The following is a 23,421-nucleotide window of genomic DNA, read 5'->3' on the forward strand; positions in this document are numbered from 1 at the left end:
GACAGCCTCGAGACGCACCACCACGACGTCAGTGAGACCCGCGAAGCGGGTGGCCGGGAAGTTCCCGACCACCCGCTTCCGCGTGTGTGGCGTGGTGTGGGCGGCGGGGGACCCGCCGTGTTGGCGGCTGGCTCCCCTCAGCGCCCGACCGCCGCCGCCCGGCGGCGGGAGACGGCGTCGACGCTGGCGGCGAGGAGCAGGACGACCCCGGTGACGATCGACACGACGGCCGCCGGCTGCCCCAGGAGACCTAGCCCGTTGTCGATGGTGGCGATCACGGTGCCGCCGATGACGGCGTCCCGCAGCCGGCCGCGACCTCCGAACAGGGAGGTGCCCCCGATGACGGCCGCTCCGACGGCGAAGAGGAGGGTGTTCCCGCCTCCGGCCTGGGGGTCCACCGACCCCACCTTCGAGGAGTAGATCACCGCGCCGATGGCGGCGACGGTGGAGCACACGACGAAGACGCTCATCCGGATCTTCACGACGTCGATCCCGGCGCGCCTGGCCGCCTCCCGGTTCCCGCCCACGGCGTAGATGTGACGGCCGTAGCGGGTGCGGTCCAGGACGAGGGTCCCCAGGACGAGCAGGACCAGGACGATCGGCACCACGTAGGGGACGCCGGCGATGACGGTCTGGTCGTTGGGCGAACGGTTCAGGGTGAGCAGCCAGGTGCCCACCAGGGCCAGCAGGACCACCGCCCCCAGCTTGCCCAGCACGAGCGGGGTTGGCGCGGTGACGACCCCGGCCCGCACCTGGCGCAGGTGACGTCCCCACCCGAGCGCGACGTAGCCGAGGACGGCGACCAGCGCGAACAGCCAGCTGCCCCACACGGGAAGGCTGCCGTTGGCGACGGCGAAGAGCACGTCGTCCCGCAGTCCCAGCGTCCCGCCGACGCCGACGAACTGGAGGACGACCCCGCCCCAGGCCAGGAACAGGGCGAGCGTCACCACGAACGCGGGTATCCCGACCCGGGCTACCAGGAAACCGGTCAGGCACCCGATGGCCGTACCGACGCACACGGCCAGCAGGATCTCCAGCCACGGGTTGGCCGGGACACCCAGCACCACGAGCAGCAGCCCCAGGGTCGCCAGGCCCGCGCCGATCCACAACCTGGCCATCAGGGCCAGGACGACGGCGAGGACGATGGCGCCGCAGAAGAGCAGGAAGACCGCGGTGCCCATCGCCCCGAGGAGGTTGCCGTTGTTCACCAGGTGCAGGGCGAGCACGGACGCGGCCACCCCGGAGGCCGTGCCGGCGGAGAGGTCGATGTCGCCGAGCAGCAGCACGAAGACGAGGCCCATGGCGATGACGACGATCCCCGCGCCCTGGCCCAGCAGGTTCGCGAGGTTGCCCAGGGTGAGGAAGCGATCGGAGAGGACCGTGAACACGACGAAGAGGGTGAGCAGGCCGAGGAGCGCCGGCAGCGCGCCCAGCTGCCCGCCACGCAGCCGGGCCACGTAGTCGCCGAGCGCCTCCCGGGTGGTGCGGCGGGTGGTGTCGATGGCGAACCCGTCGGTGGGTTCCGTTCGCTCCTCACCGGAGGAGGAGTTCGGGGAGAGCTGGGTCATGGCCGTCCTCGCGGGCTGGGTGAGGCTGCCCGAGGTCACCGGAGCCCCTGGGCATCGGAACTGGTGGGGGGGTCGTCGGGTTCAGAGCGCGACGTTCTCCGCTCGGGGAAGCCCGAGGTCGCCGGACCGGCCGGCGGTGATGAGCTCCACCACCTGGGCATGGGTGGTGTCGCGGGTGGGGAGTTCGGCGACGAGCCGGCCGAGGTAGAGGGTCGCGATCCGGTCGGCGACCTCGAACACGTCGTTCATGTTGTGGCTGATGAGCACCACCCCCAGGCCGCGTTCGGCGAGCCGCCGGACGAGGTCGAGGACCTGCCTGGTCTGGGCGACGCCGAGTGCGGCGGTGGGCTCGTCGAGGAGGACGACCCTGCTGTTCCACAGGACGGCCTTGGCGATCGCGACCGTCTGGCGCTGCCCGCCGGAGAGGGCGGAGACGGGGGTCCGCACCGAGGCCACGGTGCGGACCGACAGCGAGGCGAGGGTGTCCCTGGCCGCCCGCTCCATGTCCGTCTCGTCCAGCAGACCGCCCCTGGTGCGTTCGCGTCCCAGGAACATGTTCTGCACGATGTCGAGGTTGTCGGCGAGCGCCAGGTCCTGGTAGACGACCTCGATGCCGAGGTCCGCCGCGTCCTTCGGGCTGGTGATGCGGACGGGCTCCCCGTCGAAGTGGATGCTCCCACCGTCCACCGGGTGGATGCCGGCGATGCACTTGACGAGGGTGGACTTCCCCGCTCCGTTGTCGCCGACCAGCGCCGTCACCTCACCGGGGCGCACGGCGAGGTCGACGTCGTGGAGGACGTGCACCGGCCCGAAACTCTTGTTGACGCCGCTGAGCCGCAGCACGGGTCGCACCGGCTCGGTCGGGTCGGCGGGTGACCCCGCCCGCTGGTCATTCACCGGGTCCTCCTCCACCGCCGTCCTGACGGGAATCAGTTGATGCCGAGTTCCGCGCAGTGCTCAGCGACCGCCCCGTCGCAGAGCCGGTCAGCGGTGACCCAGCCGTCGTCGACCACGTCGGCGACGTTGTCCCGGGTCACGAGGACGGGTTCGAGCAGCACGGCGTTCACCTCGCGCTCGCCCACCTCGTCGGCGACGGTGCCACTGACCTGCTCCTCGGCCGCCCCCTCGTCACCTCCGGCGAGAGCGAGCGCGAGGTCCACCAGCGCCTGGGCTTCGAGGGAGACCGGCTTGTAGACGGTCATGCACTGTTCGCCCAGCAGGATCGACCGGAGAGCCTCGGGGTCGGCGTCCTGCCCGGTGACGGGCACCGTCCCCGCGAGCCCGCTCTGCCGGAGGACGTTGATCACCGCCCCGGCGAGCCCGTCGTTGGCGGCGACGACTCCGTCGACGTTCCCGCCGTTGGCGGTCAGGATCTGCTGGAAGGTCGTGCCGCCACGCTGGTTGTTCCACTGGTCGATGGGTTGGCTGTCGACCAGCTCGTACTCCCCGGAGTCGTAGAGCGGCTGGAGCACCTGCCGCTGCCCCTCCTGGAAGAGGCTGGCGTTGTTGTCGGTCGGGGAGCCCTGGATCTCGATGATCTCGGCGCCCTCGGTGTCACCGAGGCAGTCGACGAGCCCTTCGGCCTGGAGTTCGCCGACCCGCACGTTGTCGAAGGAGATGTAGTAGTCGGCCTCCCCGCCGAGGGTGAGCCGGTCGTAGTCGACCGTGGTGATGCCGGCGGCCGTCGCCTTGCGCTGGACGGTCGCGCCGCTCTCGCTGCTCAGGTTGACGGTGGCGAGGACGTCGACGCCGCGTTGGATCATCTGGTCGGCGATGGTCGAGAAGCGTTGGATGTCGCCCTGGGCGTTCTGGATGTCGGCGTCCACCCCGGCCTCCGCGAAGGCCTGTTCGAGGTAGGGCTTGTCGAAGCCCTCCCAGCGCGCGGAGCTGCGCGTGTCGGGCAGGATCACGCCGACGGACAGTCCGCTCGCTCCGTCGCCCCCGGTGGCGTTGTCCTCCTCGGGTGCGTCGGCCGCCTGGTTGGCTCCGCACGCGGAGAGGGCCAGGGCGGCCCCGGTGACCATCACGAGCAGGGTCCTGCTGCGCATTGCCGTCCCCTATCGACTTCCCGCCGGGCGTGGCCCAGCCCAGCGACCCACGTTGGTTGCTGACGGCAACAAGGTAGTCACCGGAAGGAGTGAGGTGGAACAGCGAGAACGAGGATGGCTCGAATCCTGTCCGGTGAATGACACGGATTGCGACGACCGCAGCAACCCGGTGGGCTGGTCAGCTCCGACGCGATTCGGCGATCGGCGGCAGGACGGCGCCGCCGTTCGCCGCGTCCGACAGGACGAGTCCGCTACACCATCGACGACGTTCGACAGCGCCGGGCGGCCGGCGCCGCTCGCGGTGTCCCGGACGGGGCCGGCGGCTCCGGAGCCCTCGTCGGCGCGGGGCCGGTCACCCGCTCCCAGGTGCGACGAGCCCCGTCTCGTAGGCGACGATGACGGCCTGTGCCCGGTCCCGCAGGCCGAGTTTGGCGAAGATCCGGCCCACGTGGGTCTTGACGGTCGCCTCGGCGACGAAGAGGTCCTGGGCGATCTCCAGGTTGGACCTGCCTCGGGAGATGAGGCGGAGCACCTCCACCTCCCGCTCGGTGAGGTCGTTGAGCCTGGTCCGCGAAAGCGACCCCGGGCGGGGGTTCGCGGCGAAGCGTTCGACCAGCCGCCGGGTGACGGAGGGCGCGAGCAGCGCGTCCCCCGCAGCGACGATCCGGACGGCCGCGACGAGGTCCTCGGGTTCGGCGTCCTTGAGCAGGAAACCGCTCGCCCCGGAGTGCAGGGCCTCGTACACGTAGTCGTCGATGTCGAAGGTGGTCAGCATCAGCACCCTGGGGAGGGGCGCGGCGGCGGGGGAACCGGCCGGCGGGTCGAGGATGCGCCGGGTGGCCTCCAGGCCGTTCATCTCCGGCATCCGCACGTCCATCAGGACGACGTCGGGGCGGGTCGCCCTGGCCTCGCGGACCGCCTGCTCGCCGTTCGCCGCGACACCGACCACCTCGATGTCCTCCTCGTCGTCGAGGAGGGCGGCGAAGCCGGCGCGCACCATCGACTGGTCGTCCGCGATCAGGACCCGAATCACCTGTTCTCCCCCTCGTCGGCTCCACTACCCGGCTCCGCCAGCGGTAGGACCACGGTGACCAGGAAACCACCGGCCGGTGTCGGACCGATCATCGTCTCCCCACCGAGCAGGGCCACGCGCTCGCGGATGCCGAGCAGGCCGTAGCCGTCGCCGGACTTCGCCACCCCGGGGCGGTCGGCCGGCGGTCGATCGTTGCGCACCGACACCACGAGACCTCGGCCGTCCCCGCGCACCTCCACGCTGCTCGTCGCACCCGAGGCATGCCGCACCACGTTGCTGAGCGCCTCCTGCACGGTCCGGTAGGCGGTGAGCTGCACGAGATCCGGGACGTCCTCCGGCAGGTCACCGAGGTCGAGCGAGACCGGGGTGCCCGCGCGCCGGGTCGCGTCGACGACCTCGCCGAGCCGGTCCAGGTGCGGCTGCGGTTCCGTCTCCGGTTCGCTGTCGTCGGCGCGCAGCACCGAGAGCAGCCGCCGCATCTCACCGAGCGAGGTCCGGGCGGCGGCGGCGATGGAGTCGAACTCCTCCCGGGCCTCCTCGTTGATGCCCTTGCGCCGGCGGGACACCGTGGCCGACTGGACGGCGATCACCGACATGTGGTGGGCGACGACGTCGTGCAGCTCCCTGGCGATACGAGCCCGTTCCTCCAGCAGTTCCCGCCGGCCCCGTTCGGTCGCGCTGAGCCGCTCCTGCTGGTGGAGCTCCGCGCTCGCCTGCCGGCGCAGCCGCACGTTGTACCCGACCAGCAGGGCCACTCCCGAGAGCACGGAGAACCATCCGAGGGAGGGGACGGAGGTGCCGGTGAAGGCGCCCGCGACCGCCCAGGCGACCAGCGGCCCCACCGCGAGCATGGTCATCCAGGCCGTGATGGCCACTCTTGGGGGTCGGTGGGCGGCCACCTGGTACTGGACCACGAGGTAGACGGCGACGGCCTGCGGTAGCCACGGCCAGACGGCGTACTCGTTCACGGGTTGCGCCAGCAGGGGGACGACCACGCCCACCAGGGAGAGCGACCAGGCCGTCATGGGTCGGTAGCGGCTGACGACGAGGGGGGCGCACACGAGCGCCGCGACGAGCAGCCGGGGAAGACCGTGGAGCAGTTCGAGCGCGCCCTTGCTGTAATGGTCGGACGTGTAGAAGAACACCGTGACCCCGAGGATCCCCGCCAGGAGGGTCAACAGCGTCCAGACGACGCGCCCGGCGCGACCCGGTGGCGGTGGCCTTTCCTCGGTCCAGAACTCCCGGAACCGCGAACCCGCCGCCGTCCGCCAGCGTGCCAGCTGGTCGCGGGGGTCCTCTCGCTGCTTCATGCGACGAGGCTAGGGACCAGCGGCGGCGGCGCGCGTCCACCTCGCGGTGGGCCCGCTCCTCATCCCGTGGTCGGAGGTTGCCGGCGGCGGGCGACGCGAGGGCGAACCGGACTGGACCGGGTCTGCGCCGGGGTGGAGGGGCGTGACCCGCGGTGATGCACAGCGGTCCCCACCGAGGATGCCTACCCGACCACCCGGCTCCGCCTGGAGGAGCACCGAGACCTGGTCCCCGGGCGTGACGACTCCCACCTCTCCCCGTGCCTAGCGTCCCGCCGGGTCGGCGTCCGGTGCCGACCAGGAGGAGGGGCGATGACGGTGGCGACGACGCGGGACGTGGTGGCGGGGCGGGGTCCTGCTTCGCTGGCTCCTGCCGGGGAGGACGCGGCGAGTGGGCGCGCCGGCGGGAGGCCGGGCTGGCTGGTCCGGGCGCGGGGCTGGGTGTGGACGGCGGTGGGGTCCCGGTGGTCGGTACCGGTCGTGTGGGGTTCGTTCGCGCTCATCGCGCTGGCCACGCTCCTGGTCACGTCGTCGCCCGCCCACCGGGTGTGGGCGGCAGGGGCGCTGCTCGGGTACGGGACGGCGGCCCTGGTCACGGCGGGCTGGACCTGGTGGTCGGCGAGCACGTACGGCGGACCCGATGGCCCGGCGGGGCCCCGGCCGGGCGTGCCGGGTGTCGCGACGGGGTGCGCCGTCCTCGGCTCGGTCGTGGCGCCGCTTCTGGTGTTGACCGTCTCGGGGGTGACGCAGCCCGAGGTCCGGGTCACCGAGGACGCGGGGCGGCTGCTGGTCACGACCGGCACGCCCTACCTGTCCGACCCCACCGAGGTGTACGACCACAACCCGTACCTGCCCGCGCTGGCTGTCTTCGGCCTGCCCCGGGTGCTGCTCGGTCCCGGTGTCGCGGGTGATCCCCGCTGGTGGTTCGCGGTGTTCCTCCTGATCGCCTGCCGACCGGAGGTCATGCGCGCGGCGCCACGGCGGCCACCCGCTCCGGCCGCCGCCCAGCTCCGAGGCACCGGGCCGCACGCGCGTCCCGGTGCGGGGACCGGCGTTCGACAGCCGCTGAGCTCGCTGGGGGGCGAGGGCTGATGGGCCGGACACTCGTCGTCACGAACGACTTCCCGCCCCGTCGGGGTGGCATCGAGACCTTCGTGTACGAGGTGGTGCGGCGGTTCCCCGGCGGGTCGGTGGTGGTGCTCACCTCCCGCGCCGAGGGTGCGGCGGAGTTCGACAGGGCACTGCCCTTCCCCGTGGTCCGCTCGCCGGCGAGGACGTTGCTGCCCACCCGGGCGGTGGCCCGACACGCGGCGGAGGTGGCCTCGTCCCACGGCTGCGACCGGGTCTGGTTCGGCGCCGCCGCTCCCCTGGGGCTGCTGGCCGGCCCGCTGCGCGCTGCGGGGATCCGCCGACTGGTCGCCTCCACCCACGGGCACGAGGTGTGGTGGGCCTCGCTGCCAGGGGCCCGCTCCGCGCTGCGGCGCGTCGGGGACGGGGTGGACGTGGTGACCTACCTCGGTGACTACACCCGGCGGCGCATCGTCCCGGTGCTCAGCGCGCGGGCCGCGGCGGCCGCCCGCCGGCTGCGGCCCGGGGTGGACACCACAGTCTTCCGCCCGTCGCCCGAGGGCCGGGTGGTGCGGGACCGCCACGGGCTGGGCGAGCGCCCGGTGGTCCTCTGCGTGTCCCGGCTGGTGCGGATCAAGAACCAGCGCGCGCTCGTCCAGGCGCTGCCGCTCGTCCGCGAACGGGTGCCCGAGGCCACCCTGCTGGTGGTGGGAGGCGGGCCGGAGGAGGCCCACCTGCGCGCGATCGCGGCGGCTCGGGGAGTGGAGGACGCCGTCGTCCTCGCCGGCTCGGTGCCCCACGGCGCGGTGGCGCCGTACTACGCCGCCGCCGACGTTTTCGCGATGCCGTGCCGCACCCGCCGGCTGGGCCTGCACCCGGAAGGTCTGGGGATCGTGTTCCTGGAGGCCGCCGCCAGTGGGCTGCCGGTGCTGGTCGGCCGTTCCGGCGGGGCGCCGGACACGCTCGAGGACGGCCGGACCGGCCACCTCGTCGACGGTGGGGACGTGTCCGAGGTGGCGGGCCGGTTGGTGGACCTGCTGGTCGACCCGGAGCGCGCCGCCGCGATGGGGCGGGCCGGCAGGGACTTCGCGCGCCGACACTGGAGTTGGGACGACTCCTTCGGGACCCTCGCCGAGCTGCTGCGGCTCTGAGGGCGGGGCGGGCCGCCGTACTCGACCGCCCGGTGACGTGTTGACCGCCGCGCCACCCGGGTACGCCTGGGAGGTCAGGCTGAACAGCACCAGTGACGAACAGAGGGAGGCCCCTGATGGTTGCCGTTCGCGAACTGATGCACCAGGGCGCCGAGTGCGTCGGTGAGAACCAGACCCTGTCCTACGCGGCGCGGCGGATGCGGGACCTCGGCGTGGGCGCGATGCCGGTGTGCGGGAACGACGACAAGCTCCACGGCATGGTGACCGACCGCGACATCGTCGTGAAGTGCGTGGCCGAGGGGCACGACCCGACGCGGGCCAGTGTGTCGGACCTGGCCGAGGGCCGGCCCTTCTGCGTGCGCGCCGAGGCCGACGTGTCGGAGGCGATCGACCTGATGGAACGGCACCAGGTGAAGCGCCTCCCCGTCATCGACGACCACCGGCTGGTGGGGATCGTCAGCGAGGCGGACCTGGTGGGCCATGTCAGCGCCGAACAGCTCGGCGAACTCATCGAGGCGCTGAAGGCGCCCTCCGCCGCCTCGGCGTGAACCCGCTCCACCGAGCTGGCCGGGCGCCGGGACGGTAGGGCCCGGCGCCCGAGGCTCACCAGGACCGCAGGGTCGCGATCCGCTCCTCCAGCTGTTCCACGGTGGCCATCGCGGTGGGCGGTCCGCCGCAGTGGCTCCGCAGCGCGTTGTGGATCGCCCCGTGGGGTTTCCTGGTCCGGTGGTGGTGGAGCGCCACGAGGGTGTTCAGCTCCTTGCGCAGCGCCGTGAGGTGTTCGGAGACGTTCCTCGGCCGTGCCTTGGGCTCGGGTGGTCTCGCCGCGGCCTCGGCGTCCGCCGCGGCCTTCCTGCGGGAGGCCTCGGCGAGTTGCTGGTCCTGTCGTTGCCGGAGCAGGGCCCGCACCTGGTCGGGTTCGAGCAGTCCCGGCAACCCCAGGTAGTCCTGTTCCTCCCCGTTCCCGGCGAAGGCGGCGGTGCCGAACGAGGAACCGTCGTAGATGAGCTGGTCGAGCTCCGCGCTGGCCTCCAGGGCGGTGAAGGCGCGTTCGTCCTCGCCCGGTTCGTCGCGCTGCCGGTTCGCCTCGGCGAGGAGTTCGTCGTCCCACCCCTCCTTCTCCCGGTGCGGCTTGCCCAGGACGTGGTCGCGTTGCGCCTCCAGCTGGCTGGCGAGCTCCAGCAGGACGGGCACGCTGGGCAGGAAGACGCTCGCCGTCTCCCCCGGTCGCCGCGACCGGACGAAACGCCCGATGGCCTGCGCGAAGAACAACGGTGTCGAGGCGCTCGTGGCGTAGACGCCCACCGCCAGCCGGGGGACGTCGACCCCCTCGCTGACCATCCGGACGGCCACCATCCACGGCTCGTCGGAGTCGGAGAACTCGGAGATCCGCTTGGAGGCCGTGGGGTCGTCGGAGAGCACCACGGTGGGCGCGCTCCCGGTGTCCCGTTCGAGGATCTTCGCGTAGGCCTTCGCGGTGACGTGGTCCGAGGCGATGACGAGCCCCCCGGCATCCGGCATCCCGGCCGCGCGGAGCTGGTGAAGTCGGGTGTTGGCGGCGGCGAGCACCGACGGTATCCACTCCCCGGACGGGTCCAGCGCCGTGCGCCACGCCCGGGTCGTCTCCTCCTTGCTGAGGGGCTGCCCCAGCCTGGCCACGTACTCGTCGCCGGCGTTGGTCCGCCAGCGGGCCTCCCCCGAGTAGGCCAGGAAGAGCACGGGCCGGACCACGCCGTCCTTCAGCGCGTCCGAGTAGCCGTAGGAGTGGTCGGCGCGGCTGTGCAGCACCCCGGCCCCGTCCGGCTCGTAGGGGATGAACGGGATGGGCGTGTCGTCGCTGCGGAAGGGCGTCCCCGTCAGGGCGAGCCGCCGGGTGGCGGGGGTGAAGGCCTCCCGCACGGCGTCCCCCCAGGACAACGCGTCCCCCGCGTGGTGCACCTCGTCCAGGATCACCAGCGTCTTGCGGCGCTCGGTCCGGACCCGGTGCAGGTTGGGGTGCGCGGCGACCTGCGCGTAGGTAACGGCGACGCCCTGGAAGTCCTGGGAGTGGGCGCCCGCCGCGTTGCGGAAGTGGGAGTCGATGGCGATGCCGGTGCGCGCCGCGGCCTCCGCCCACTGGTGCTTCAGGTGCTCGGTGGGCGCGACGATCGTCACCGCCTCCACCTTGCGGTCGGCCAGCAGTTCGGAGGCCACCCGCAGACCGAAGGTGGTCTTGCCCGCCCCGGGGGTGGCCACCACCAGGTAGTCGGCGGGCCCGGTCGCCAGGTACCGGGTCAGTGCCCGTCGCTGCCAGGTCCGCAGCGGGCGGGCGGGCGGTGGCTGCTCCGCCGCCGGTGTGGAGGCCGGAGTACCGACCCCGATCTGCGACTCGGTCACCAGTGTTTGGCACCCCTTCCGGTGGACGGGCACGAGGCCGGGCGCGGACACGCAAAAGGCCCTCACACGACGGTGCGCACCAGGGACGCGGTGAGGGCCCGGACAGCTTACCGGCCGACCCGGGCTCCGCCGTGGCGCGACGCGGTGGGCGGCGTTCGACCGGGGTCGCGACGCGGGCGGACCGTCGCATAGCGCATCCTTGACCGACGATGGGTCCTCAGAGCAGTCACGACGCCACCAGCACCCCGACCCCCCGGCGGGGGCCGTTGCGGCTGATGGGCAGAACCGTGTCACGTGCCTGGAACGACAACATCTTCTCCGAGGCGGCCGAGGCGGCCTTCTGGACGACGCTGTCGCTGCCCCCGCTGCTGCTCGGCCTGCTCGGGAGCCTGGGCTTCCTCGGTGAGTGGTTCGGCCAACAGCTCGTGGACAACATCCACGGGAAGATCATCACGTTCAGCGAGACGATCTTCAGCGACAACGTCGTGCAGCAGATCATCGCTCCCACGGTGGAGGACGTGCTCACGCGAGGCCGGGGGGAGATCGTCTCCCTGGGCTTCGTCATCTCGCTGTGGGCCGGGTCCTCGGCCATCTCCTCCTACGTGGACGCGGTCACCGTCGCCTACCGGCAGTACGACGTGCGGAACGCGGTGTGGCAGCGGTTGTTCTCGCTCCTGCTGTACCTCGCCGGCCTCGTCGTCGCCATCATCGGGCTCCCGGTCGTCGCGCTGGGCCCCGACATGCTGCCGCACCTGTTCCCGGAGAGCTGGCGGCCGACGCTCGTGGAGGTCCTCGGTTACTTCTACTACCCGGTGACCGGTGTCCTGCTGGTCATCGCGCTGGCGATGTTCTACAAGGTGGCGCTGCCGCACAAACTGCCGTGGCACCGGGGGCTGCCGGGAGCGCTGCTCGCGATGGCGGTCTTCCTGGTCTCGAGCGCCGGGCTCCGCTGGTACATCACCTGGGTCACCGGCACCGGCTACACCTACGGGGCGCTCGCGACGCCGATCGCGTTCCTGCTGTTCGCGTTCTTCATCGGGTTCGCCATCGTGTTGGGCGCCCACTTCAACGCGGCGATCCAGGAGATGTGGCCGGCAAAGATGACCCACCGCGAACGGCGCCGGTGGCGGCGGCTCGGGATGGAACGGGTCGCCGAACAGCTGCGCCGCGAGGAGAGCCAACGCCGTTGGCAGGTCCAGCACGGGACCTCGGGCGACGCGGACGGCCCGCCGGCGGGCTCGGGCGAGGCGGGACCAGCCGCCGACCTGGTGGAACTGGAGGAGGAAGCGGGGCGGCCGGTCGACGCGGGCGGAGCCGCGCGGCCCGCCACGCCACCGGGGGAGGCGGCTGGTCAGCCCGAACGGATGGGCGGCGGACGCCACCGGCGGGTGGAGGACGACGGGGACGAAGGGCGCCGGGGCTGACTTGTCCCCACCGGAACCACCCCCGGCTCGTGGCCCGGGCCCGTCGGTGGGGCCGCGCTCAGCGGCGCGGCCGCCGCCGGATCAGCTGTCACCGCCGCCGGGCGGGAGCGACTGGTAGATCTTCTTGCAGTCCGGGCAGACCGGAGCGCCCGGCTTGGGCGACCGCGTGACGGGGAACACCTCGCCGCAGAGCGCCACCACGTGCGTGCCCATGACCGCGCTCTCGGCGATCTTGTTCTTCCGCACGTAGTGGAACATCTTCGGCTCGTCGCCACCGGTGTCCTCGGTGTGCTCCGGCCGCGTGTCAACATCAGGCAGAGTCTGGGTCGGCGTACTCACATGACCCATGATGCCCCATGGTTCGACCAGGGGTGAACGAGAACAGGAGGCGGAGCGTGGTCAGCTCCATGCGCACGCGGGCGAGCGAGGAGGTCGCCACCGCGGTCCGGGAGGGCCGGCCGGTGGTGGCGTTGGAGAGCACACTGCTCGCCCACGGGCTTCCCCCAGGTCACAACCGGAAGGTGGCGGCCAGGCTGGAGGCCGTGGTCCGGGAGCGGGGCGCCGTCCCCGCCACCATCGCGGTGCTCGACGGGGTCGCCCGGATCGGGTTGTCCGACGACGAGCTCGACCGGGTGTGCGATCCCGACGCCGGGCTCGTGAAACTGTCCCAGCGTGACCTGGGTCCCGTGCTGGGGCTGGGGCTCAGCGGGGCGACGACCGTGGCGAGCACCTGCGCCCTGGCCCACTCGGTGGGCGTGGGCGTCTTCGCCACCGGAGGTCTGGGCGGTGTCCACCGGGGGGCGGCGACCAGCTGGGACGTGTCGGCTGACCTGGGGGTCCTGGCCGGCACCCCGGTGGTGGTGGTGTGTTCCGGGGTCAAGTCGGTGCTGGACATCCCCGCCACCCTCGAGGTGCTGGAAACCTACTCCGTCCCGGTGCTGGCGTACCGGACGGACGCGTTCCCCGCCTTCTACCTGCGGGACTCCGGGCTGCCGGCCCCGTGGCGGGTGGACACCGCCGACCAGGTCGCGGCGACCGTGCTCGCCCACCGGACCGAGGTCCCGGGCGACTCCGGCGTGCTGGTGGCCAACCCGGTGCCCTCGGATGTCGAGATGGACCGGGACCTCCACGACCGGCTGCTGCGCGAGGGTCTCGACCTGCTCAGGAGCCGGGACGTGCGGGGCAAGGACGTGACACCGGTTCTCCTCGAGCACTTCCACTCGGGCAGCGGTGGCGCGAGCCTCGTCGCCAACGAGGGCCTGGTGGTGCACAACGCCGAGGTCGCCGCCGACGTCGCCGTGGCCATCTCCGAGCGGTCCGGACCGGTGCGGGCATGATGGGCACCGCGCCGCCGGGGAACGGCACCCCGACCGTGGTGGTGGTCGGCGACGCCGGTCTCGACGTCGTGGCCAGGCACCGCGACCCGCTCGTCACCGGAGGGGACACCCGGGCTCGGATCAGGATGACCGCCGGCGGTGCCGGTGCGAACACCGCCGCCTGGCTGGCCAGGGAGGGGGTTCACCCCGTGCTGGTCGCCCGCGTCGGGGATGACGCCGCGGGCCGGCAGACCGAGACGGAGTTGGAGGCCGCCGGCGTGCGCTGCGCCTTCGCCGTCGACCCCGACGAGCCCACGTGCTGCGTGATCGTCCTGGTCGATGGCACGGGGCAACGGACGATGGTGCCGGACCGGGGGGCGAACGCCCGGTTCTCCCCGTCGGACGTCGACCCGGCCGTCATCGACGGCACCGCCCTCGCCGGGACGCCCGGGTGGTCCGCGCCCCGCCACCTCCACCTCTCGGGGTACGTGCTGCTCGACGCGAGTTCCCGGGACGCGGGTCTGGCCGCGTTGCGGGGGGCCAGGGCCGCCGGGCTCACCACCTCGGTGGACCCGCAGGCGGCCGTGCTGCTCACCAGGGAGGGCTCGGAGGACTTCCTGGAGGCCGTGCGCGGGGTCGACCTCCTGCTGCCCAACCAGGACGAGCTGTTGGCCCTGACCGGTTCGGCCGACCCCTCGTCGGCCGAAGGGCTGCTGGACCTGGTGGGCGCGGTGGCGGTGACCGGCGGCGCCGAGGGCGCCTGGTGGGTCGACCGGGACGGTGTGCGGGGGGTGCCAGCGCCGCGGGTGGAGTGCGCGGACTCCACGGGGGCTGGCGACGCCTTCGACGCCGGCGTCGTCGCGGCCTGGCTGCGGGGCGCCTCGGCACGGGAGGCGTTGGCCGCCGGGGTGCTCGCGGGTACGGAGGCGGTGCGGCACGTCGGGGCGCAGCCCCCGTCGGCGACCCCGCCGGTCATCCGGTCGCTGCCCGAGGCCGTCGGTTCGGCCTGAGTCCCGCCGGGTGGGGACCGGTTCCCGTCTCCCCACCCGGAGCGCCCGCCCCGCATGGCGCCGGACGGCCCCGGCGGGGCGGGCTCGGCGAGCTACTGGTCGATGACGGTGTGCTCCCGCGACTCGAGACGCCGGTGGTCGCGCTTGAACCGGCTCACCCGCTCCGCCTTCTTCGGCGGTCGGTCGTTGGCGATGAGCACCGCCATCCACGGCAACGGCACCGACAGCGCGACCAGCAGCAACGCCAGCCACCAGATCTGGTAGCAGAGCACGCCGGCGATCACGCAGCCACCTCGGACACACATCATGATCATGTACTTGCGTTGACGCGCCGCGAGCTGGTCGTCCTGCGACGGCGCGGCCTCCGTGATGAGCACGGGCCGTGACTGCGCCGGTGAATCGGCCACGAGACCACCTCCGCTCCCATCGTCTCACTGTCGGCGACGGCGCCCCTGCCGGCGCCGGGTACGGTCCGGACATCCTCGGGGACGGTCCTCGTGGTGGGGAGGTGCCCGGATGCGAGCGGTGGTGTCCAGGGTCACCCGGGCCCGGGTGCGGGTCGCCGGGAGGACCGTCGGCGAGATCGAGCGCCCAGGACTGCTGGTGCTGGTCGGCGTGACGCACGAGGACGGCACGGACCAGGCGCGCGCGCTGGCGCGGAAGGTGCACGAACTGCGGGTGCTGCGGGACGAGGAGTCCTGTGCGACGAGCGGGGCACCCCTGCTCGTCGTCAGCCAGTTCACCCTCTACGGGGCCACCCGGAAGGGGCGCCGGCCGTCCTGGACCGCGGCGGCACCACCGGAACGCGCGCGGCCGTTGGTCGAGGAGGTGGTACGCGACCTGCGGGAGAGGGGAGCGACCGTCGCCACTGGCCAGTTCGGGGCTGACATGGCGGTCGAGAGTGTCAACGACGGCCCCTTCACGGTGCTCGTGGAGGTCTGACGTCGTCGGATGGGCCAGCCGTCCCCGTCACGAGACCCCACTCCCGAGTAACGCCACTACTCCCTTCGGGTGACAACGCCACTTCTGTGACGTGCACGACCGCGTTTTGGCAACGGAACGGGAACGAATCCGCGATCCACCGCGTTGAGCGGGTAGCAAACGTCGAAAACGGCCTGGGAACCCGGCAGCGGTGGCGCGAATCCCCGGGCCTCCGCTGACGCGTCGCGCCCGCCGACGCGGCGCTCCAGCATCCCGACAGGGAGGTAAGTCAATGACCGTCCCGCAGACCGTCCCTACTTCGGAAGCTTACGCCGAGGCGGACATCGATGCGCAGGGCCCGGCCGCTGATCTTGTTCGGGTCTACCTCAACGGGATCGGGCGTACCGCTCTGTTGACCGCTCAGCAAGAGGTCGACCTCGCCAAGCGTATCGAAGCCGGTGTGTTCGCCGAGCACGTGCTCGACACCGACCCCGAGCTGTCCCCTGGTCGTCGCTCTGACCTGCGCGCACTGGTGCGGGACGGGCACCGGGCCAAGAACCACCTCCTGGAGGCGAACCTCCGGCTCGTGGTCAGCCTGGCCAAGCGCTACACGGGCCGGGGCATGCCCCTGCTGGACCTCATCCAGGAGGGCAACCTCGGACTGATCCGCGCCGTCGAGAAGTTCGACTACACGAAGGGCTTCAAGTTCTCGACCTACGCCACCTGGTGGATCCGGCAGGCCATCACGCGGGGCATGGCCGACCAGGGGCGGACCATCCGCCTCCCGGTGCACCTCGTCGAGCAGGTGAACAAGCTCGCGCGGATCAAGCGTGACCTGCACCAGCAGCTGGGGCGGGAGGCCACGCACGAGGAGCTGGCCAACGAGTCGGGGCTCCCGGTGGGCAAGGTGTCCGACCTGCTCGACCACTCCCGTGACCCGGTGAGCCTGGACATGCCGGTGGGCGCGGAGGAGGACGCCCCACTGGGTGACTTCATCGAGGACGGCGAGGCAACCGACGCGGAGAACGCGGTGATCTCCGGCCTCCTCCAGGACGACCTCCGCCGGGTTCTCGCCACTCTTGACGAGCGCGAACAGAACGTCATCCGCCTGCGGTACGGGCTGGAGGACGGTCAGCCGCGAACGCTCGACCAGATCGGCCGCACGTTCGGGCTCTCCCGGGAACGCGTCCGCCAGATCGAGCGCGAGGTGATGGCGAAGCTGCGGCAGGGCGACCGGGCCGAGCGGCTGCGCGCCTACGCGTCCTGACGCCGAGGACCCACCCGGGGTCAGGACGAGTCGGCCTCCCACCGCCCCGGCGCCACGCCGACGGTGGACCCACCTCGGCACCGGACCAGGCCGGGCCGCTCCGGTGGCGGCCGCCATGCGGGCACGCGGCGCGAACACCGAGCCGTCCGCGCCGGGGCACCCAGGCCGGCGACCGCGGGCGACATCGCGCGCGGTACCGAGTCCCGGGCCTCCCCACCTCGTCACCGGGCGTCCACGCGGTCCGGGAACTCCGCGCCCGTCCCGACGTGGGACGGGGGCGTCACCACCTCGGCTCCCGCCCCGGGGACGGCGCGGGCCCCCAGCACCCAGCCCCCACGGACGAGAAAAAACCTGGCACCGAGGCAACCCGCCGGACCAGCGGGTCCGTCTCCTGAGCATGAGACGCCTTACTACCGCAGTCGGCGCCGGCGTCCTGTTCCTGGGGATCTCCGCCTGCGCCGACTCCAACGAAGACAGTGGTGTCGGGCTGGGTGGCCAACCGTCCCAGGCACCTCCGACCAGCAGCGAGCAGGAGGCCCCGCCCAGCGCGGAGGAACCCGAGACGCGCCCGGCCGAGGCGGTCGACGTCCCCGAGGAACAGGTCGACACGGCTGCCATCGACGAGGGCTACCCGGTCGAGGTCTGGACCCTCGATGAGGGAGCGGTCCTCGGGGCGATGGGCCAGGAGGGCGGATGCGGCACGGTCAGCGCCTCCGCGACCGAGGACGAGGAGTCGGTGACGCTCCTGCTCACCGAGGACATCCCGACCTCCGGCCCCTGCACGATGGACATCCGGTTCCGCGCGGTCAGCGTGGACCTGGACCAGCCCCTGGGCGACCGAACCGTCGTCCTCGAGACCGAGACCGTCGGACCGCCCTCCTCCTGACGGACTCGGCCCCACCCCGGGGACCCGGCCGGTGACCGCCGGCTCGCGGTCCCCGGGGTGTCGTGGTCCGAGGACCCCCGACGCCAGCGCGCCCGGAACGGTGTCCCCGGGGGCCACTCCGGGCCCCTCAACTCAGCGCAGCCGCCGGGGCCCGGTGTCGGTCCGGGTGGGAGGCGGCCCGATGGTGAGGGTCGCGCTGGTCACGAACGCTCCCGCCGAGGACGCCAACACGGGCTCCAACCTCAGTTCCCGGAGCTCGGGCACGTCCTCGGCCAACGCCGCCACCCGCAACACCAGGTCCTCGAGCGCGTCCAGCCGCGCCGGCTCACCCCCGCCGTAGCCGGTGAGCAGCGGGGCGGCGCGCGGGGCTCGGACCAGCTCCGACGCGTCGACGTCCGAGAGCGGCACCGCGCGGTAGGCACGGTCGCCCAACAGGTCGGTGACGATCCCCGACAGCCCGAACGAGAGCACCGCGCCGAAGGAGGGGTCGTCCTGGACCCCGACCACGCAGGAGATGCCCTTCGGCGCCATCCGCTGCACGTAGACCTCGGAGGAACCCGACAGGTCCCGCAGCGCCCGGTGCGCGGCCCGCACCGAGTCGGCGCTGTCGAGGTCGAGCCGCACCCCGACGAGGTCGTTGCGGTGCCGCAACCGCCGGTCCGGTGACTTCAGCACCACCGGGTACCCCAGTTCGGCCGCCGCCCGCACCGCCGCGCCAGAACCGCGGACCCGGCGGAAGTCGACGACGTCCACCCCGTAACAGCGCAGCAGGCGCACCGCCTCCTCGTCGGGAAGCCGCCATCCGCCGTCCGCCTCCTCGGCACTGCCCTCCGGCGGATCCGCCATCCACCCGTCCACCACCGACCTCGCCTGGTCCGTCCGGACACCGGCCGGGGTGACGAAGTCACCCTGCGGAGCCGACCGCCACCGCGCGTACCTGGCGATCCTCGCCAGGGAGCCAACGGCCCGTTCCGGGCTGGGGTAGGAGGGCACCGAACCCCAGCCGGGTGCCGTGCCGTCGGCTCCGCCCACCGCGAGCTCCTCCGGGACCCCCTCGGCGGCGAGGAAGGTCGACACCACGGGTTTCGCGGCCGCGAGCGAGTCCTCGAAGACGACCGCGCGCAGCGCGCGCGCGTACTCGGCTCCCGACACGGCCAGCGGGGGCACGAACACCGCGACCACCGCGTCGACGTCCTCCCGCCGCACCGCGTCGCGCACGGCCGCACCGAACTCCTCCGGGCCCGCCCCCGCCCCGACGTCGACGGGATCACCGGCCACCCTCATCCCCTGGGCGAGCGCGACGTCGGCGGCGAGCACCCCCAGGGCCGACGCGTTGCCGACCACCGCGACCCGGTCGCCCGAGGGGAGCGGTTGGTTGGCCAGCACGAGGGCGGTGTCGAAGAGCTGGGCTAGGGACTCCACCCTGATCACCCCGGACTGCTCGAACAGCGCCTGCACGCTGGCCTCGTCCACGGGGACCGAGGTGGCCCGCAGCGCGGGACTGACGGCGTGTCGACCCGACTTGACCGCGACGATGGGTTTGGTCCGTCCCAGCCGGCGCGCCAACCGGGCGAACTTGCGGGGGTTGCCGAACGATTCCAGGTAGAGGAGGACGACGTCGGTCGCCGGATCCGTCTGCCAGTACTGGAGGAGGTCGTTCCCGGACAGGTCGGCCCGGTTGCCCGCCGACACGAAGGTGGACAGTCCGAGTCCCCGGTTGGCGGCGGTCGCCAGGATCGCCACTCCCAGCGCCCCCGACTGGCAGAAGAACCCCACCCTCCCCCGGCCGGGCAGGCGCGGCGCCAGGGTCGCGTTCAGCCGCACCTCGGGGTCGGTGTTGACCACGCCGAGCGCGTTCGGCCCGATCACCCGCATCCCGTGCGCGCGGGCCTCGCGGACCAGGCGGCGTTCCTGCGAACGCCCGTCCTCACCGGTCTCGCCGAACCCGGAGGTGACGACGACCAACGCCTTGACGCCCTTGGCGAGGCAGGCGTCAAGCACCTCGTCGACGCGGGCCGCGGGTACGGCGATGACGGCGAGGTCGACCTCGTCGGGGATGTCCAGCACGGAGGCGTAGGCGCGGACACCCCGCACCGACCGGTGTTCGGCGTTGACGGGGTAGACCGGCCCCGCGAAGTTGGCCGCCAACAGGTTCGCCAGCACGGCGTGCCCGACCTTGGCCTGGTCCGCCGAGGCGCCCACCACCGCGACCGAACGGGGGTGCAGGACGTTGTGGACGCTCCGGGCCTCGGCGGCCTGCTCCCGCGCCCTGGCCACCGCCACCGAGCGCTCGGTGGGGTCGACGTCGAACTCCAGGTGCAGGATGCCCTCCTCCACCTCCCGCCGCACCGAGTAGCCGGCGTCGCGGAAGACGCGCAGCATCGGACCGTTCTCCGCCAACACCTCGGCCTCGAAGCGGCGCAGCCCACGCTCCCGCGCCGCGGCGGCGAGGTGTTCCAGCAGGATCGAACCCAGCCCCCGGCCCTGGTGGGCGTCCTCCACGACGAAGGCGACCTCGGCGGAGCTGGTCGACGGCAGCCGGTCGAACCGGCCGACGGCGACGATGTCGTCGCCGAGGAACGCGCCGAAGGCGACCCGGTCGTGGTGGTCGACGGTGCTGAACCGCCGCATGTCCGCCTCGGGCATCCTCGGGTAGGCCCCGAAGTACCGGAAGTACCGTGTCCGGTCGCTCATCCTGGCGTGCAGCTCGACCAGTCGTGGCCCGTCCGCCGGGCGCAGCGGCCGCAGGTGCACGGTGCCGCCGTCGGCGAGCACGACATCGGCCCGCCAGTGCCTCGGGTAGTCCGCCGCCGCGCCTGCTCCGAGGTCCTCGACCGGATCGTCGCCGCCCGCACGCTGCCCGTCGTCCACCGTCATCACTCCGCCCTGGGCCGCCTGCCTGACACGTCGCTCCGAACCGCCTCATGATTACCCGTCCCGGGCCGGGGGTGGCGCCACTCACGCACCGGGTCCGCCCCGGTCTCAGTCCCGCCGGTCATCCGCGTCGAGCCCGAGCAGGGGGAACACCGCCCGTCGCGTGGCGAGCAGCGCGTGGTCCACCGGGGTGTCGACCGTCCCGTCCCACGGCTGGTAGCCGGGGTCGACCCCGTCGCTCAGGGTGGCGGGGAGGGCGTCGCCCCCCGCGAACGGGGTGGCGTAGCGAACCCACTCCCCCGGCACGCCGGTCCCCGGGGCGAGGTCGCGGTCGAGCACCGTCGCGATCAGGTGGGTCCAGGAGCGCGGCACCACCCGGGCGAGCGCGTACCCACCCCCGCCCAGGGCGAGCCAACGCCCCTCGGCGTACGTCTCCGCCAACTCCCGCAACCGCCGGTAGAGGGCCCGATGCCCGTCGACGGTGAGCCGCAGGTCCGCCAACGGGTCCTCCCGGTGGGTGTCGGCGCCGCACTGGGTGACCAGCAGCTGGGGGCGGAAGGCTGCGAGCGCCGCGGGGACCACGGCCTCGAACGCACGCCGCCAGCCGGCGTCCCCGGTACCCGGGGGCAGCGCGAGGTTCACCGACGTCCCCTCGGCCGCGCCCGTCCCCAGCTCCTCGGGACGTCCGGTGCCCGGCCACAGGGTCGCGGGGTGCTGGTGGACGGACACGGTCAACACCCGGGGGTCGTCGTAGAAGGCGGTCTGGACCCCGTCTCCGTGGTGGACGTCGACGTCGAGGTAGGCGATCCGTTCCACGCCGTGGTCGAGCAGCCAGGCGATCGCCACGGCGCAGTCGTTGTACACGCAGAACCCGGCGGCGTGCCCCGGCATGGCGTGGTGCAGGCCGCCACCGATGTTGATGGCACGGGAGGCGCCGTCCAGGATCGCGCGCGCCGCCGCCAACGATCCTCCGGCGATCAGCGCCGCGGCCTCGTGCATCCCGTCGAAGACGGGGTTGTCGACCGTCCCCAGTCCACGCAGGCCGACCGAACGACGGCCGGCGCGCACCGCCTCGACGTACCCGCTCTCGTGGACCCGGGTGAGTTGCGCGCTCGTCGCCTCGGGCGGCCGGAGGACGCTGACATCCGTCAGTAGCCCGAGCTCTCCGGCGAGGCGCATGGTCAGGTCGAGTCGACGCGGGTTGAGCGGGTGGTGCTCCCCCAGGTTGTAACCGAGATATGACTCGTCCCACACGACCACGGCGTCCATGCGGCCGACCGTACCCCGCACGGCGCTCGCCGAGTCGCCCGTTCGGGTCAGTCACGGCTGGGGCGCACCGGCCGCCAGCTGACCGACGATCCGGCACGGTCCTCGCCGGTAGGGGCGCTGGGCGCACCCGGGGCGTCGGGGATGCCACCGGCACGGGCGACGGGACCGGCGCCGCCTCCCTGGCCGACCGGCGAGTCCGCCGGCTGGGCGGCGGAACCGGCCCCTCGCCGGTGCGACCGGCGGCCAGCCGCGCGACGTCAGCTGAGATTGGCGAGCAGGCGCTGGCACGCGTCGGCGCACCGCCGGCACGCCTCCGCGCACACCCGGCAGTGCCCGTGCCGGCCGGCGTGCCGCTGGCACTCCTCGGCGCAGGAGATCGTGGTCGTCGCGCACGCCCGCGCCAGGGTGCGGCTGATGTTCACGTCGTACCCGGTGTGCCGGGAGAGCACACGCGCGGTGGCATCGCAGACGTCGGCGCAGTCCGCGCAGGTCCGCACGCACTTCCGCAGCATCGGCAACTCGTCGTCGGGTTCGGCCAGGCAGGCGTCGGCGCACGCGGTGCAGGCCTGGGCGCAACGCTGGCACTCCTCGACGCATTCCCCCAGGGCCGTCCGGTCGACGGCGCCGAGACCGGCCGGATAGGTGTTCAGCATGTCCGTCACGGTGCTCATGGCCGCTCCTCCTGCTCCTGCAGTGGTCCTCCGCGACTGCGCCCGGCCACCCGGGCCGCCGCGCGGTTCGCGTCCTCCACCCGCTCGGGTACCCCGTCGCGGTGTGACTCCTCGCCGCGAAGGTCCCGTCGAGGGGCGACGTGGAACGCCGGGTCACCGGCCCCCGAGCACCCACGGTCCGCGATGTGCGGGCCCCGCGCGTCGCCGACCACGCCCGGCCGGTCGGCGGCTCCCCCCTGGGCCACGGGGTTGGGGCGCCTGCCGGCACCCCCGCGTGGTGACGGAAACTGTTGGTGACGGCGCGCGCCTGGGGGCGGCCGGAACGTGGACGGTGGGTGACAGGGTGGCGCTGACGGACTCGGCGATCGAGAAGATCAAACAGATGATCATCGACGGGGAGCTGCGGCCGGGCGACCGGCTCCCCAGGGAGGCCGACCTCGCCGCTCACCTCGGCCTCTCCCGGAGTTCCCTGCGTGAGGCCGTGCGCGCGCTGGCCCTGATCCACGTCCTCGACGTCCGGCAGGGCGACGGCACCTACGTCACCAGCCTGGACCCGGCGTTGTTGCTCGACGCCGTGGCCTTCGTGGTCGACTTCCACCAGGACGAGAGCGTTCTCCAGCTGTTCGAGGTGCGCCGCATCCTGGAACCGGCGGCAGCGGCGATCGCGGCGCAGGTGATGCCCGACGAGGACGCCAGGGGCCTGCTGCCCCTGCTCGACGAGGTCACCGACCACACCGACATCGAGCAGCTGGTCGCCAACGACATCGAGTTCCACCGGCGGGTCGCGGAAGGCACCGGGAACCAGGTGCTCTGCTCACTCGTCGACAGCCTGTCCAGCTCCACGCACCGGGCTCGCGTGTGGCGGGGGTTGACCCAGAAGGACTCCGTCCGCCGGACTCTGGACGAACACCGGGCGATCGCGGAGGCCATCATCAGTCGCGAGGCGGAGGTCGCGCGGTCCTGGGCGACCGTTCACGTGGCGGGCGTGGAGCAGTGGCTGCGCACCGCGCTGTAGTGGCTACGGCCCGACCGGACGAGGCGACTCGGGCGGTCGGCTCCACGACGGGGTGACGGGACCGGGACCGCTCGGACAACCTCCTCCCGCAGGAGGGACACCTTCGCCTCCACCCCACCGGCACCGCCCTTCGCGTGCTCCTGACCGATTCGGATGCCGATGATCACTCCTCTGGGTTAGCCTCTGCCGTCAAGCGGACCTCGCGGGAAGCACACGG

General features: G+C 72.9%; 21 protein-coding genes. 10 read left to right on the forward strand and 11 right to left on the reverse strand.

The annotated features are described in order from the left end of the window. Positions 1-137 precede the first annotated feature (137 nt). The 5 genes from G443_RS10120 to G443_RS10140 form a co-directional block, all read right to left on the reverse strand. The gene (locus G443_RS10120) at positions 138-1,568 is read right to left on the reverse strand and encodes a sugar ABC transporter permease (protein WP_026418337.1); all 1,431 of its coding nucleotides are present in this window, start codon (positions 1,566-1,568) and stop codon (positions 138-140) included. A gap of 81 nt (positions 1,569-1,649) precedes the next feature. After that, positions 1,650-2,420: an ATP-binding cassette domain-containing protein gene (locus G443_RS10125; protein WP_026418336.1), complete on the reverse strand. Its 771-nt coding sequence runs from the start codon at positions 2,418-2,420 to the stop codon at positions 1,650-1,652. Between the two features lie 77 nt (positions 2,421-2,497). Beyond that, complete coding sequence (locus tag G443_RS10130; RefSeq protein WP_026418335.1) at positions 2,498-3,616, reverse strand: sugar ABC transporter substrate-binding protein; 1,119 nt, start codon at positions 3,614-3,616, stop codon at positions 2,498-2,500. A 352-nt stretch (positions 3,617-3,968) separates the two neighbouring features. Further along, a complete protein-coding gene (locus tag G443_RS10135) occupies positions 3,969-4,649 on the reverse strand; it encodes a response regulator (RefSeq protein ID WP_026418334.1) in 681 nt (226 codons plus the stop codon). Further along, positions 4,646-5,959, reverse strand: a complete 1,314-nt coding sequence (locus G443_RS10140) for a sensor histidine kinase (RefSeq protein ID WP_051313809.1) — start codon at positions 5,957-5,959, stop codon at positions 4,646-4,648. Before G443_RS10140 ends, G443_RS10135 begins: the two co-directional genes overlap by 4 nt. Positions 5,960-6,268: 309 nt before the next feature. Between G443_RS10140 and G443_RS10145 the strand changes: the two genes are divergently transcribed. From G443_RS10145 to G443_RS10155, 3 genes are all read left to right on the forward strand, one after another. Further along, positions 6,269-7,048, forward strand: a complete 780-nt coding sequence (locus tag G443_RS10145; RefSeq protein WP_026418333.1) for a hypothetical protein — start codon at positions 6,269-6,271, stop codon at positions 7,046-7,048. Continuing rightward, positions 7,048-8,175 (forward strand): glycosyltransferase family 4 protein, encoded by a 1,128-nt coding sequence (locus tag G443_RS10150; RefSeq protein WP_016699383.1) that lies wholly within the window; start codon positions 7,048-7,050, stop codon positions 8,173-8,175. Before G443_RS10145 ends, G443_RS10150 begins: the two co-directional genes overlap by 1 nt. Positions 8,176-8,291: 116 nt before the next feature. Further along, positions 8,292-8,723 (forward strand): CBS domain-containing protein, encoded by a 432-nt coding sequence (locus G443_RS10155; RefSeq protein WP_026418332.1) that lies wholly within the window; start codon positions 8,292-8,294, stop codon positions 8,721-8,723. A 55-nt stretch (positions 8,724-8,778) separates the two neighbouring features. Here the strand turns inward: G443_RS10155 and G443_RS10160 are convergent, their stop codons facing one another. Next, positions 8,779-10,536, reverse strand: a complete 1,758-nt coding sequence (locus G443_RS10160; protein WP_051313837.1) for a DEAD/DEAH box helicase — start codon at positions 10,534-10,536, stop codon at positions 8,779-8,781. A 224-nt stretch (positions 10,537-10,760) separates the two neighbouring features. On the opposite strand from G443_RS10160, the gene G443_RS10165 reads away from it, so the two are divergent. After that, a complete protein-coding gene (locus G443_RS10165; protein ID WP_026418330.1) occupies positions 10,761-11,975 on the forward strand; it encodes a YihY/virulence factor BrkB family protein in 1,215 nt (404 codons plus the stop codon). A gap of 81 nt (positions 11,976-12,056) precedes the next feature. Here the strand turns inward: G443_RS10165 and G443_RS10170 are convergent, their stop codons facing one another. After that, positions 12,057-12,323 carry a DUF3039 domain-containing protein gene (locus G443_RS10170; RefSeq protein ID WP_026066095.1) on the reverse strand — a complete coding sequence of 89 codons (267 nt, stop codon included), beginning with the start codon at positions 12,321-12,323 and terminating at the stop codon, positions 12,057-12,059. 59 nt (positions 12,324-12,382) lie between these two features. Here G443_RS10170 and G443_RS10175 point away from each other — a divergent pair, with 59 nt between their 5' ends. Both G443_RS10175 and G443_RS10180 read left to right on the forward strand, forming a co-directional pair. Then, on the forward strand, positions 12,383-13,312 hold the full coding sequence (locus G443_RS10175) for a pseudouridine-5'-phosphate glycosidase (protein WP_026418329.1): 930 nt from the start codon (positions 12,383-12,385) through the stop codon (positions 13,310-13,312). Next, entirely contained in the window at positions 13,309-14,301 is a 993-nt protein-coding gene (locus G443_RS10180) for a carbohydrate kinase family protein (protein WP_081715348.1), read from the forward strand. Before G443_RS10175 ends, G443_RS10180 begins: the two co-directional genes overlap by 4 nt. A gap of 92 nt (positions 14,302-14,393) precedes the next feature. Here the strand turns inward: G443_RS10180 and G443_RS10185 are convergent, their stop codons facing one another. Continuing rightward, positions 14,394-14,708 (reverse strand): DUF3099 domain-containing protein, encoded by a 315-nt coding sequence (locus G443_RS10185; protein ID WP_026418328.1) that lies wholly within the window; start codon positions 14,706-14,708, stop codon positions 14,394-14,396. 109 nt (positions 14,709-14,817) lie between these two features. Here G443_RS10185 and dtd point away from each other — a divergent pair, with 109 nt between their 5' ends. The 3 genes from dtd to G443_RS10200 all read left to right on the forward strand — a co-directional run bounded on the left by dtd (position 14,818) and on the right by G443_RS10200 (position 17,375). Then, on the forward strand, positions 14,818-15,243 hold the full coding sequence (gene dtd, locus G443_RS10190; protein ID WP_026418327.1) for a D-aminoacyl-tRNA deacylase: 426 nt from the start codon (positions 14,818-14,820) through the stop codon (positions 15,241-15,243). 271 nt (positions 15,244-15,514) lie between these two features. Beyond that, the gene (locus G443_RS10195) at positions 15,515-16,489 is read left to right on the forward strand and encodes a sigma-70 family RNA polymerase sigma factor (RefSeq protein WP_026418326.1); all 975 of its coding nucleotides are present in this window, start codon (positions 15,515-15,517) and stop codon (positions 16,487-16,489) included. Between the two features lie 397 nt (positions 16,490-16,886). Next, positions 16,887-17,375, forward strand: coding sequence for a hypothetical protein (locus G443_RS10200; protein WP_026418325.1), 489 nt, complete (start codon positions 16,887-16,889; stop codon positions 17,373-17,375). 132 nt (positions 17,376-17,507) lie between these two features. On the opposite strand, the gene G443_RS10205 is transcribed toward G443_RS10200, so the two are convergent. The 3 genes from G443_RS10205 to G443_RS10215 all read right to left on the reverse strand — a co-directional run bounded on the left by G443_RS10205 (position 17,508) and on the right by G443_RS10215 (position 22,189). After that, positions 17,508-20,252 carry a bifunctional acetate--CoA ligase family protein/GNAT family N-acetyltransferase gene (locus G443_RS10205; protein ID WP_026418324.1) on the reverse strand — a complete coding sequence of 915 codons (2,745 nt, stop codon included), beginning with the start codon at positions 20,250-20,252 and terminating at the stop codon, positions 17,508-17,510. 105 nt (positions 20,253-20,357) lie between these two features. Then, entirely contained in the window at positions 20,358-21,518 is a 1,161-nt protein-coding gene (locus G443_RS10210; RefSeq protein WP_026418323.1) for an acetoin utilization protein AcuC, read from the reverse strand. Positions 21,519-21,775: 257 nt separating this feature from the next. After that, complete coding sequence (locus tag G443_RS10215; RefSeq protein WP_026418322.1) at positions 21,776-22,189, reverse strand: four-helix bundle copper-binding protein; 414 nt, start codon at positions 22,187-22,189, stop codon at positions 21,776-21,778. Positions 22,190-22,532: 343 nt separating this feature from the next. On the opposite strand from G443_RS10215, the gene G443_RS10220 reads away from it, so the two are divergent. Beyond that, positions 22,533-23,204 (forward strand): FadR/GntR family transcriptional regulator, encoded by a 672-nt coding sequence (locus tag G443_RS10220; protein ID WP_026418320.1) that lies wholly within the window; start codon positions 22,533-22,535, stop codon positions 23,202-23,204. Positions 23,205-23,421: the final 217 nt, after the last annotated feature.

The sequence above is a fragment of the Actinoalloteichus caeruleus DSM 43889 genome (genome assembly GCF_000429185.2).
Classification (GTDB): domain Bacteria; phylum Actinomycetota; class Actinomycetes; order Mycobacteriales; family Pseudonocardiaceae; genus Actinoalloteichus_B; species Actinoalloteichus_B caeruleus.